This is a genomic window from Bacteroidales bacterium (genome assembly GCA_035353855.1).
GTDB lineage: Bacteria > Bacteroidota > Bacteroidia > Bacteroidales > CG2-30-32-10 > DAOQAK01.
This window is the reverse complement of record DAOQAK010000024.1, coordinates 25,373-37,426: the sequence shown is the minus strand read 5'-3', so window position 1 is coordinate 37,426 and position 12,054 is coordinate 25,373. Positions and strand designations below refer to the sequence as shown.

The 12,054-nt window shown below is 34.5% G+C and carries 8 protein-coding genes and 1 riboswitch; of the genes, 4 read left to right on the top strand and 4 right to left on the bottom strand.

Features of this window, described 5'->3' with window-relative positions; all coding sequences use genetic code 11:
* Together PKK00_07675 and PKK00_07670 are read right to left on the bottom strand one after the other, a co-directional pair.
* Complete coding sequence (locus PKK00_07675) at positions 1-1,551, bottom strand: T9SS type A sorting domain-containing protein (protein HNW98271.1); 1,551 nt, start codon at positions 1,549-1,551, stop codon at positions 1-3.
* 100 nt (positions 1,552-1,651) lie between these two features.
* Entirely contained in the window at positions 1,652-2,818 is a 1,167-nt protein-coding gene (locus PKK00_07670; GenBank protein ID HNW98270.1) for a HAMP domain-containing sensor histidine kinase, read from the bottom strand.
* An 81-nt stretch (positions 2,819-2,899) separates the two neighbouring features.
* On the opposite strand from PKK00_07670, the gene PKK00_07665 reads away from it, so the two are divergent.
* Positions 2,900-5,533: a valine--tRNA ligase gene (locus PKK00_07665; protein HNW98269.1), complete on the top strand. Its 2,634-nt coding sequence runs from the start codon at positions 2,900-2,902 to the stop codon at positions 5,531-5,533.
* A gap of 222 nt (positions 5,534-5,755) precedes the next feature.
* Here PKK00_07665 and mnmH read toward each other — a convergent pair whose 3' ends face one another.
* Together mnmH and PKK00_07655 are read right to left on the bottom strand one after the other, a co-directional pair.
* Positions 5,756-6,787: a tRNA 2-selenouridine(34) synthase MnmH gene (gene mnmH, locus PKK00_07660; GenBank protein ID HNW98268.1), complete on the bottom strand. Its 1,032-nt coding sequence runs from the start codon at positions 6,785-6,787 to the stop codon at positions 5,756-5,758.
* A 15-nt stretch (positions 6,788-6,802) separates the two neighbouring features.
* A complete protein-coding gene (locus PKK00_07655) occupies positions 6,803-7,474 on the bottom strand; it encodes an aspartate kinase (GenBank protein HNW98267.1) in 672 nt (223 codons plus the stop codon).
* A gap of 104 nt (positions 7,475-7,578) precedes the next feature.
* Here PKK00_07655 and lysA point away from each other — a divergent pair, with 104 nt between their 5' ends.
* The 3 genes from lysA (at position 7,579) to PKK00_07640 (ending at position 12,053) form a co-directional block, all read left to right on the top strand.
* Entirely contained in the window at positions 7,579-8,811 is a 1,233-nt protein-coding gene (gene lysA, locus PKK00_07650; GenBank protein HNW98266.1) for a diaminopimelate decarboxylase, read from the top strand.
* 97 nt (positions 8,812-8,908) lie between these two features.
* A riboswitch (SAM riboswitch) is annotated at positions 8,909-9,010 on the top strand.
* Positions 9,011-9,195: 185 nt separating this feature from the next.
* Complete coding sequence (locus tag PKK00_07645; GenBank protein ID HNW98265.1) at positions 9,196-10,608, top strand: aspartate kinase; 1,413 nt, start codon at positions 9,196-9,198, stop codon at positions 10,606-10,608.
* A 146-nt stretch (positions 10,609-10,754) separates the two neighbouring features.
* The gene (locus tag PKK00_07640; GenBank protein ID HNW98264.1) at positions 10,755-12,053 is read left to right on the top strand and encodes an O-acetylhomoserine aminocarboxypropyltransferase/cysteine synthase; all 1,299 of its coding nucleotides are present in this window, start codon (positions 10,755-10,757) and stop codon (positions 12,051-12,053) included.
* The last annotated feature ends 1 nt before the right edge of the window (position 12,054 follow it).

Sequence of the window (12,054 nt, the reverse complement as noted above, 5' to 3'; positions counted from 1 at the left end):
TTATTCCTTTATAATTTTGAGACTTATTTTTTGTGAATTATTTTTTATAGTAAGCAAATAATTTCCTGCTTTAATTGATTCATCAAAGTTAAGCGTTTCCTTATGTTTTCCTTTGTTCCGGCTTTCATTTGTGATAAAAGTTTTTATTAGCTTTCCATTCATGTCAGATAAATCAATGGATAATATTTCGTTATTTAGAAGTTCGTATTCAATAGTGGTTTCTTTCTTCACGGGATTAGGGAATATTAAAGCTGCATTTTCGTTTTTTGAGAAATCAATAATTCCAAAATCAGGATCGGAAATAAATCTTGCTACGGCAAAATCTTCTGTTGTGTTAATTATAACGTCGCCAACTGCAACAATACGACCATCACTTTGAATTGCCATCGACATAATCCTGTCGTTTCTAAGATTAAAATCAGCGTATGCTATACCATTAGTGCCAAATGTGCTGTCAATACTACCTTGTGTATTAACTCGCACAATTGTAAAATCATCTTCAGTAACTGTAATGGAATTTCCTCCAAGTAATATTTTCCCATCGTTTTGCAAAGCAATAGCCCATAGCTCAGGCGAATTCCCCGCATTTACAAAAACTTTTCCACTTGAATTAAAAGAAAGATCGAGGGAGCCATCTATGTTATACCTGGCTAAACCAAAATGACTGATATTTTCATGAACAACTTTTCCTCCGACAAGAATTTTTCCATCAGGCTGAAGTACCATGTCACGAGCATAATCATGTGATGTACCAATTGCTGTAGTTAATAATCCATCAATACTAAAAGTAGTATCAAGTGTTCCATCATTATTATATCTGGCAAGAGCGAAATCATTATCAGTTGTATTATTATCACTAATGCCACTGGCAATTATTTTTCCATCATTTTGAAGTGCAATTTTCTGTATTATGTCATAAGATACATTAAAATCAGTAATAGCAAAACCATTGATACCAAAAGTACTGTCGATTGCTCCATCTGGTTTATATCTGATTATTATGAAATCTCCATTGCAACTTCCGCCTGCCAAGATTTTTCCATCAGGTTGAATGATTACTGAATTTATTGAATTAATGGAAAGGCTATAATTATCATTAATTTTTCCATTATTTCCGAAACTTGGATCTAATGAACCATCATACTTCAATCGCACAATGGATATGTATGTTTCAAATGAAGTATTATATGAATATCCGGCTACAATTATTTTTCCGTCAGGTTGAATGGCAAGTGACATTGCATCGTCCATCAAACCTCCAAAATCTATTGTATCAATGCCATTGTTTCCAAAGGTGTTGTCGTAATTGCCATCAGTTGTATAACGTATAACAAGGAAATCTTCATTTGAACCATTATATGTTAATCCTGCAGCAATTATTTTTCCGTCATCTTGTATGGCTACGTCGTATGCATAATCGAAGTGAGTGCTAATATCTGTAGTTATTTTTCCATCGGCATTAAAATCACAATCAAGAATACCGGGTTGAGATTGACTGTAATTTGAAATACAAAATATAAATACTAAAACTAAAAGGTATATTTTTGTCATAGCTTGATTATTATATATAGCTAACAAATTTAATAAAAATATATTTTATCATTCAGATTAGACTGAAAGCACAGATGAAGATAAAATAAAGATTATGTAATTACTCCGTTTCAATTGGATTTACATGTATTGGAAATACAATTTTAAATGTTGTACCTCTTTTTTCTTCTGAAGTAAAGCTGGCAGTGCCTTTCAGATAACGTTCTGTGAGTAACTTTACACTGTATGTTCCAAGTCCGCGTGTTTTGCTTTTTGTAGAAAATGAACGCTGGAAGATCTGGTATTGTATTTCCTCAGGAATTTTTCCTGTATTATGAACTTCAAAAGTAATTTTATCATCAGCCTTCGAACAGCCTATTGTAACAGTTTCGCCATCAGATGAGGCTTCCAGTGCATTTTTTATGAGGTTAATTAATATTCTTTTCAATAAAGCATTATCTGTAGTGAAAGAAATATTTGTTGAATTATTTGAAACGGCAATTTTTTTATTTCTTGCAACTGATGCATTTTCTATGATGGCAATTGCTTCATTGATTACTTCAAGCGAACCTGCTTTTTCGTAGTTTAATTGCAGGTCACCTTTTTCGGCGGCATTTAGTGAACGTTGTGAAAGTATTTCGTCAATCAGGTTTTTTGTAGCAACACCGGCCATTTGCAAATATTTCTTTTGCTTACTCTTATCGTCATTCATTTTCATTAACTCGATAACACCATTTATACTTCCGGCAATGTTAATGATATCATGATAGAAAATACTTTCTAACCACTCTTTTCTTTTGGTATCGCTTATATCAGTTAAAGTCATGATTAAGTACTCAGATGATTTAATTTTTAACGGAGTAACAGTAACAATGAAATTATAAGCGGTAAGTTTTTCCTGGTTTTTAGTGATAATCCTGCATTCTTTCTGTGATGTGATTTTTTTCTCAATGCATTCTTTTATTGCATTAGCAGCACCGCAAACTGTGCATTCGTCAGTAGTTCCACATCCGCATGAATTTATGTCCGAATATTTGCAGCCCAGCATTTCTCCCGGACGGCAGCCCAATATCTGATTGATATTTTCAAACCCTAATGTTTCCTGTATCTTCGTATTAGCGAAAATGATCTGCCGTTCTTTATTTAAAATAACAGTAAGCGATGAGATAGCATTAAGAACTTCATTGATATTTTCTAAAGATAAAATCTCTTTGTACGATTTTTCAATAAGCTTCTGGGTAAGCCTTTCAGCAGGGAGAAAGCGAGTATATAATTTGGGGTTGAGCATACAAATGGTTTTTCACAAAGATAAAAGAAATTTTCCACTGTTTGTTTTTTCTTAAATTTGCAAAAAAATGAATTTGAAGTGATGGAAATTGCAACAAAGTACGACCCTTCAAGGGTAGAGGATAAGTGGTATAAATACTGGAATGAAAATAAATTTTTTCGTTCCGTTCCTGATGAACGTGAACCTTATTGTATAGTAATCCCGCCGCCCAATGTTACCGGTGTTTTGCACATGGGACATATGTTGAATAATACCATCCAGGATATTTTTGTTCGTCGAGCCCGCATGCAGGGAAAGAATGCATTGTGGCTTCCCGGGACCGACCATGCATCAATCGCTACAGAAGCAAGAGTAGTGAATAAACTGAAAGATGAAGGAATAAGCAAAAAAGATATTTCACGCGAAAAATTCCTTGAACATGCATGGGAATGGACTCACAAGCATGGAGGAATTATTATTGAGCAACTGAAAAAAATGGGCGCATCCTGCGATTGGGAGCGTACCCGTTTTACTATGGATGAAACTTTATCGGAATCGGTAGTGCGCGTATTCATCGATTTGTTTGATAAAGGACTTATCTATCGCGGCGTTCGTATGGTTAACTGGGACCCGAAAGCATTGACAGCTGTTTCCGATGAAGAAGTAAATTACAAAGAAGTAAATTCAAAATTATTTTATGTTCGTTATTTAATTGAAGGAACAAAAGATGAATGGATAACTATTGCAACCACGCGTCCCGAAACAATCCTGGGTGATACAGCAATTTGCGTTCACCCGGAAGATGAACGTTATAAAAGTTTCAAAGGCAAGCATGCATTGGTTCCTTTGATTAGCCGCAGTATTCCTATTATCTACGATGAATATGTTGAACGCGATTTTGGAACCGGTGCGCTGAAAGTTACGCCGGCACACGATATCAACGATTACAATCTTGGAATAAAACATAAATTACCAAGCATCGATATTTTCAATGATAATGGAACATTGAATGAAAATGCTGAAATACTTGTTGGCATTGACCGTTTTAAAGCAAGAAAGAAAATAGTTGAATTGCTTTCAGAGAAAGAACAGCTGGTAAAGACAGAAGACATTAAAAATAATGTTGGTTATTCCGAAAGGACTAACGAAGTCATTGAACCTAAACTTTCCATGCAATGGTTTCTGAAAATGGGCGAAATGGCGAAACCTGCACTGGATGTGGTAATGGACGATACCATAAAATTTCATCCTGCAAAATTCAAAAACACTTACAAGCATTGGATGGAAAATGTAAAGGATTGGTGTATATCCCGACAGTTGTGGTGGGGGCATCGCATTCCTGCATTCTATCTGCCTAATGGAGAAATTGTTGCTGCGCTTTCTTTAGAAGAAGCAAAGCAAAAAGCAAAAGAAAAATTCAATATCGATTATAAACCTGATGAAATAAAACAGGATGAAGATGTGCTCGACACATGGTTTTCATCATGGCTGTGGCCTATTTCTGTTTTTGATGGAATCAGTAAACCTGATAATGCGGATATAAAATATTATTACCCGACCAATGTTTTGATCACTGCCCCTGATATTCTTTTCTTTTGGGTAGCGCGAATGATAATGGCTGGATTGGAATACCGAAAAGATATTCCTTTTAAAAATGTTTACCTCACCGGAATGGTTCGCGACAAGCAGGGACGAAAAATGTCGAAATCACTAGGTAATTCACCTGACCCCATGGATTTGATGGAACGGTATAGTGCCGATGGCGTTCGTACAGGAATGTTATTTTGTTCACCTGCGGGAAATGACTTGTTATTCGATGAAAGTTTGTGCGAGCAGGGTAGGAATTTCTGTAATAAAATATGGAATGCATTTCGTTTAATTAAAGGCTGGGATGTTGATGAAAAGCTCGAACAGCCCGATTCTTCAAAGGTTGCAATAAAATGGTTCGAAGCAAAACTGAATGAGGAAATAGAAGCCATCAACGATCACTTCGATAAATACAGGGTTTCTGAAGCTTTGATGAGCGTATACAAATTAGTTTGGGACGACTTTTGTTCATGGTATCTTGAGATGATTAAACCCGACTACCAGAAGCCAATAGATAAAACTACATTAAATTCAACAATAGAAATTTTTGAAAAATTATTGAAGCTATTGCATCCTTTCATGCCTTTCATTACAGAAGAGTTATGGCACCTGGTTGGAGAAAGGGAAGATAGCGATTGCATTTTTAATGCATTGCTTCCATTAGCTGGAAAAATCAATAATGAAATAATAAGAAAATTTGATGTTGCCCGCGATGTTATTATGGAAGTAAGGAATATAAGGGCACAGAAGAATATTCCGAATAAAGAAAAAATAAAACTTTCCATAAAGAAAAATTACAGCGAACAACCCGATTTAACTTTCGATACATTGGTTTGCAAATTATGTAATCTTGAAATGCTTGATTATGTTGATGAAAAGGTTGAAGGCGCTTTTACTTTCGTTGTAAGGAATACCGAATTTTATATTCCGGTAAGCAGCAATTTCAATGTGGAAGAAGAAATAAAAAAACTTACAGAAGAATTGAATTACACTAAAGGATTTTTACAAAGTGTAATGAAAAAACTCAGTAATGTAAATTTTGTAAACAACGCAGCAAGCCATGTTGTAGACGCAGAGCGCAAAAAACAATCCGATGCTGAAGCAAAGATTAAAGTTTTGGAAGAGCAGATTGAAGGATTGAAAAAATAAATAAATATCCCTGAAAGGGATTAATATAAATAACCGCAGGCGCAACCTGCGGTAAAAAACACTAAGAAATATACAACTCTGAAGTAGTTGAATAATATTTAAGCCCTTCAGGCTTATTGTGAAAATAAGAATTTAAGTTTTAAGTAAAGAAAGAAAAATTGTTAGAAATATTTTCATCAGAATTTTTCTTTGCGTTTTAATTATGCTTTGCGCACTTTGCGGTTAAATTTCTTTTTCAATAAATTCTTTTAGGATTCTTGCATTTTCACAATGGTCAGTATTCTTCAGCTTTATGGTATGAACCATCTTTGGATTTCTGTGTAATAAAACTTCCTTATAAGATTTGTCATAATAGTTGAGCGCAAGAAGAGCAACTTCGTAAAAATTTTCTTTCTCAAGCCAATCAAGGGCTTTGTGTGTATTCATATCACCCAATCTTTTTGAAATTTTCTGAATGGCAGCAGCCAGTGCAGTTTTATTACAACCTGCATATTCTTTCACCAGGAATTTTGCACGTTCTTCTTTGGGAATTTCAAGAAAAACAACAGGTTCTTCAATTAACATTTTATATATTTCAAAAGGAATGGTTACAGAACCAATGCTCTTACTTTCATCTTCAAAGCAAATTGGTTTTAAGAAATCCATTTTATTCCATTCCATGAATAGATTATTTTCAAATTGTTCGGTTGTGGGTTGAGTGCCTTTGTCAATACCTCCAAAAACAGAGCCTTTGTGGTTTGCCAGCTTTTCCAAATCGATTACCTGCATTCCATCTTCTTTTAATAATTTTAAAATTTCTGTTTTACCGCTGCCTGTAAAACCTCCAATAACGCACAACCTGGCGTTTCTTTTAAAAGAATCGAGAACATATTTTCGAAAAGCTTTATAACCGCCTTTTAATACATATACTTCTGAAAAGCCATTCTTTTCGAGGTGTTCAGCAAAGGTCATGCTTCTCATTCCGCCACGCCAGCAATGAACAATTGCTTTATTTTGTGGAGCAACTTCTCGAGATTTGGAAATAAAATATTCTAATTTCGGATTAACATATTCATAGCCTAACTTTATGGCTTTCTCTTTCGATTGTTTGATAAACACTGTTCCTACATGTGCTCTTTCTTCATCCGAAAACAAAGGAATACTGTTAGCATTTTGAATATGACCTTTTAAAAATTCCGATGGCGAACGCACATCGATTAGAGGTATTTCAGCAAATGACTTTAAATAATCTTCAATATTGATTTCTGATATCATTAATATGAAATAAAATTATTTCCCCGGTTTCTTTTCTTTCAGGTTTTTAATAACGCTGAATGCTTTTTCCACATCAGCATCTTTTACAATAATTGTAAATTCATTGGAGGTAGAGATCATGTTGATGATGTTTATTCCTTCCCATGCTATACCTTGCAAAATGTAGTAGTACAGACCTTGTGTCTGAACATTTATTTTTGGCAACCTTACTGTTATTGATGAAAGTTCGGTTTCATATGCAACCTGACTTTCGTTTTTAAAAGCATCGCGGAAAATTTTGCTTAATGAATTACTGATAACATAATTTGTTTCAAAAACCCCATGAACAAAGGTGAAGAAGACATCATTGCCTAAAGATATCTTTTTTACAAATGAAACATAACGGTTAAATAAATCATCTGAATTTTTATAAGTAAATTCTGATAATCCAGAACGTACAAAAACATCGCTGATATTGTTAAGGCATGATTTCAGTTTATTTGATATTACAATTTCCTTTTCCTGCGAATAACGCTGAAGCGCCATAACCACTGCTCCCGGCTGAACTTTCTTTTTTAATTGTTCTTCAATTTCAGGAATAATGTTTCGTGCCAGCGATGATATATTGATCAACCCTTTCTGTAAAGCCTCTGCAACAAAGGGCTTTCGGGTTATGATCCTGTTTACACATTCGGATATCGTTTGCATATGATATTGTTAAATATTTAACACAAAGTTAAAAATAAGTTTAATATGTATAATTATTTTTTGGAATCATTTTCTAAAAATATTTTTGCATAAAAATTTATAATATGATTTTAAATTCAGAAAATGAATACCGGTTAGGTAGTTTCCCGGTATCGGAATTATGCGAAAGATATGGTCTTCCATTGTATGTTTACGATGGAGATATAATGCTTACGCAATTAAAAAAATTAAGAAACGCCTTTCAGATCGAGCGTTTAAAAATTTGCTATGCATGCAAAGCGTTATCGAACATTAATGTTCTCCGTCTTTTCATGATGGCAGGAACCGGTTTGGATACTGTGTCGATACAGGAAGTTTGGGCTGGATTAAAAGCAGGATTTGAACCCAAAGATATAATTTATACACCGAATTGCGTTTCGATGGAAGAAATCAAAATGGCTATTGATGCTGGGGTTAGAATAAATATTGATAATCTATCGGTGCTTGAACAATTTGGTCATGAGTTCCCGAATGTACCGGTATGCCTGCGAATTAATCCGCATATCATGGCAGGCGGAAACAAAAAAATATCGGTAGGTCATGTCGATTCAAAATTTGGAATTTCCATTTACCAGATTCCTCATGCAAAAAGAATTATTGAAACAACAGGTCTTCGTGTTGAAGGGCTTCATATGCATACCGGCTCTGATATTCTCGACATTGAAGTGTTTGCACAAGGTGTGGATATTATTTTAGATGTGGCTAAAAAATTTGAAGCACTTGATTACATTGATTTGGGTAGCGGTTTCAAAGTTCCTTACAAACCAAGCGATCTATACACAGAAATTGAATTACTGGGAAATATGATTTCCGAAAAATTCAATGCATTTTGTAACGAGTACGGAAGAAATTTAGAATTAGTTTTTGAACCCGGAAAATTCCTGGTTAGTGAAGCAGGTTATTTTTTTGCAAGAGTAAATGTAATTAAACAAACTACTTCGACCGTGTTTGCCGGAATTGATACAGGTTTCAATCATTTGATACGCCCAATGTTTTATAATTCCTATCACGATATTATTAACATTTCAAATCCTATAGGAAAACAAAGAATTTACACAGTGGTAGGTTATATCTGCGAAACCGATACCTTTGGATGGAACCGGAAAATAAATGAAATAGCGGAAGGCGATATTCTTGCTATGCGAAATGCAGGTGCTTACTGCTTTTCAATGGCTTCGAATTATAATTCGCGTTTTCGTCCTGCAGAAGTATTGATTTTTCAGGGCAAAGAATATTTAATTCGTAAAAGAGAAACGATGGAAGATATTTACAGGAACCAGGTTGAAATTGAGTTTTAAAAAATCATAGAAAAATTTCACTAAAAGATATTTGTGATTAAAAAAATATGTATTTTTGCAGTGCATTTCAAATATTCCTTTCTACGAAGAAATGTTTGATTTATAAAGAAGAGTGGAGAGATCAGGCTCAATGATACTCTAGCAACCTCCGGAAAGTCCGAAAGGTGCTAATACCTGACCCGAAAGGGAATTATAATTTAAACATAAATAATGAAAAATATAAAAACCATAATTTAATAAAACTGAAACTGGAAATCATTTTCCTTTTTTGGTAACCTGCGTATTTCAATCGGAAAATAATATCCGGATGGTGAAAGAATATGCAGATGAAAAAGAAAAAAATATAAAAATTTTAGTTTTTAAAATTTTAATAAAAAGTAACAAATGAAAAAAATTGTAGTAAAATTTGGTGGCTCAAACCTTAAAGAAACAGGCGACATTCAAAAACTTCTGGATGTAATAAAATTTTACAACCGTCCGCTGGCAATAGTAGTTTCAGCGTTTTACGGAATTACAAACAAACTTATTGAGATAATAAATAAAGCAAAGGATGATGAAAAAAATATTCTTCTTTTTACCGATTTTCTTGCCGAGATGAAAGAAAATATCATCAATCATTATATCAAAGAGGAAAAAAATAAAACCGAAGTGCTTGAACAACTTGATATCAGGCTGAATGAACTGAGACGACAATTACTTGGAATAAATTATTTAGGTGAAATACCTGAATTTATTGAAGATGCAGTATTGAGTTATGGTGAAAAATTAAGCGCTCTTATCATAACGGCAATTATTCGTAATGAAGGATTGCAGTGTGAAGAGGTATTGCCTGAAGATCTGCAACTCATTACCGATGGGGAATATGGTAATGCTTCTGTTGATTTTAATGCATCACGAAAAATAGTAGGAGAAAGGCTTTCGGCTGATAAAGTTTTTATTATTCCCGGTTTTTACGGAATATCAAAAGAAGGAAGAAAAACAATTTTCGGTCGTGGAGGAAGCGATTATTCGGCTGCTGCAATTGCTGCATGTATTGATGCTGAATCGTTAGATATATGGAAAGATGTTGATGGTTTTCAAAGTGCCGACCCAAAACTTGTAGCTGATGCAGTTACAATTCCGCGCTTATTCTATGGCGAAGCTGCTGAGTTGGCTTATTTCGGTGCAAAAATTCTTCACCCCAGAACTGTTGAGCCTTTGCTTGATAAAAATATTCCGATTCGTATTTTCAACATTAATAAAATTGATACGAAAATTACTCCGCTTACTATTATTGGAGAAAGAGAAGATGTGAGCGATGAAGTAATAAAAAGTGTAACATACAGCGACGACTTTTGCGTAATTCGTTTCAGTGGTCCGGGAGTTGGAATCAAAGCGGGTTTGATGGCTATCATTACAAGAAAACTGGAAGCAGAAAAAATTAATATCAAACTTGTTTTTAATACGCATACTCATATCAATCTTTTCTTTGCCGCATCAGACGTGGAAAGAGCATATAGCATCATAAAAGATTTACCATTAAGTGGAGTAAACTCTTCAATTATGAAAAAAGGACTTTCTACGATTGCTGTAGTAGGTTGTGGTATGATGGAAAAGCTTGGTATTGCTGCACGTTTGTTCAGCGCTGTTGCTAAAGCAGGAATAAATATTGAAACAATAAATTTCGGGGCATCGGATGTTGTAACTTATTTTATTGTTGAACAAAACGACAGAGATAAGGCTATAAAAGCGATTCACAAGGAATTTTTCAACAATAGAAAATTGAACCTTAAAAAAAATATACTAATGTTTAGTTAAGCTTAATATGTTACAGAATGTCATATTGAGTTTATCGAAATGTGAATATTCTGTAAGCAAGTCATCCTTCGATGAACTCAGGATGACTACCGTTTCAAAATTAACTTAATACTAGTAGTTGCCTGTTTAAGATAAATAAAACTGCCATGAAAAATAAATATCATTTCGATACTTTGCAAATACATGCGGGGCAAGATGTAGAACAAACTACATTATCAAGGTCGGTGCCTATATATCAAACAACATCTTATCTGTTCAGGGATGCTGAACACGGTGCAAATTTATTTGCATTGAAAGAACCGGGAAATATTTATACCCGCATCATGAATCCAACAACCGATGTTTTTGAAAAACGCATGGCTGCTCTCGAAGGTGGAGTTGGTGCGTTAGCAGTTGCATCGGGACATGCAGCGCAGTTCATCGCTTTAAATAATATTTTACAAACTAGTGATAATTTTGTTTCTACTCCTTATTTGTATGGCGGAACATATAATCAGTTTAAAGTATCTTTTAAAAGATTAGGAATAGAAGCAAGATTTGCAAAGAATGATAATACCGAAGAATTTGAAAAACTTATTGATAAAAATACAAAAGCAATTTACCTCGAAACCATTAGTAACCCGGTTTTAGGCATTCCCGATTTCGATGCATTCAAAAAGTTAGCTGAAAAATACGATTTGCCATTGATTGTGGATAATACTTTTGCCGGTGGCGGTTATTTATGCCGACCTATTGAGCAAGGCGCAAACATTGTTGTAGAATCGGCAACAAAATGGATTGGTGGTCATGGCAACAGTATTGGCGGTGTAATTGTGGATGGCGGAAATTATAATTGGGGCAATGGAAAATTCCTGCAATTTTCAGAACCTTCAGAAGGTTATCACGGAATTGTTTTTTCGAAAGAATTCGGAATCGGAAGTCCTTCGGGAAATATTGCATTCATTCTACGCGCACGGTTAGAAGGCTTGCGTGATTTCGGTCCGGCTTTAAGTCCATTCAATTCATTTCTTCTGTTACAAGGATTGGAAACGCTTTCATTCCGCATGAAACGTCATTGTGAAAATGCGTTGAAACTTGCAGGGTGGCTGCAAAGTAATCCTTTGGTTGAGAAAGTAAATTATCCCGGCTTACTAAATAGTTCATCGCACGAAAGAGCAATAAAATATCTGAATAACGGATTTGGCGGGGTATTGACGTTTGTCATCAAAGGAGATAAAAATAACGCAGTGAAGTTTGTGAATAGTTTAAAGCTTGTTAGTCACCTTGCCAATGTAGGCGATGCGAAAACATTAATTATTCTTCCTGCAGCTACAACACATCAGCAGTTATCGGATGAAGAGTTAAATGCTTCCGGAATTTCACCAACGCTTTTGCGCGTTTCAGTTGGCCTTGAGCATATTAATGATATTATTGCAGATTTTGAAAACGCTTTTAAAAGTATATAAG

Coding starts and splice junctions, on each gene's coding strand:
- PKK00_07655 (HNW98267.1), bottom strand. CDS start 7,474: ATGCAAACGATATCCGAATGTGTAAACAGGATCATAACCCGAAAGCCC.
- PKK00_07645 (HNW98265.1), top strand. CDS start 9,196: ATGAAAAAAATTGTAGTAAAATTTGGTGGCTCAAACCTTAAAGAAACA.
- PKK00_07665 (HNW98269.1), top strand. CDS start 2,900: ATGGAAATTGCAACAAAGTACGACCCTTCAAGGGTAGAGGATAAGTGG.
- mnmH (HNW98268.1), bottom strand. CDS start 6,787: ATGATATCAGAAATCAATATTGAAGATTATTTAAAGTCATTTGCTGAA.
- PKK00_07675 (HNW98271.1), bottom strand. CDS start 1,551: ATGACAAAAATATACCTTTTAGTTTTAGTATTTATATTTTGTATTTCA.
- PKK00_07670 (HNW98270.1), bottom strand. CDS start 2,818: ATGCTCAACCCCAAATTATATACTCGCTTTCTCCCTGCTGAAAGGCTT.
- PKK00_07640 (HNW98264.1), top strand. CDS start 10,755: ATGAAAAATAAATATCATTTCGATACTTTGCAAATACATGCGGGGCAA.
- lysA (HNW98266.1), top strand. CDS start 7,579: ATGATTTTAAATTCAGAAAATGAATACCGGTTAGGTAGTTTCCCGGTA.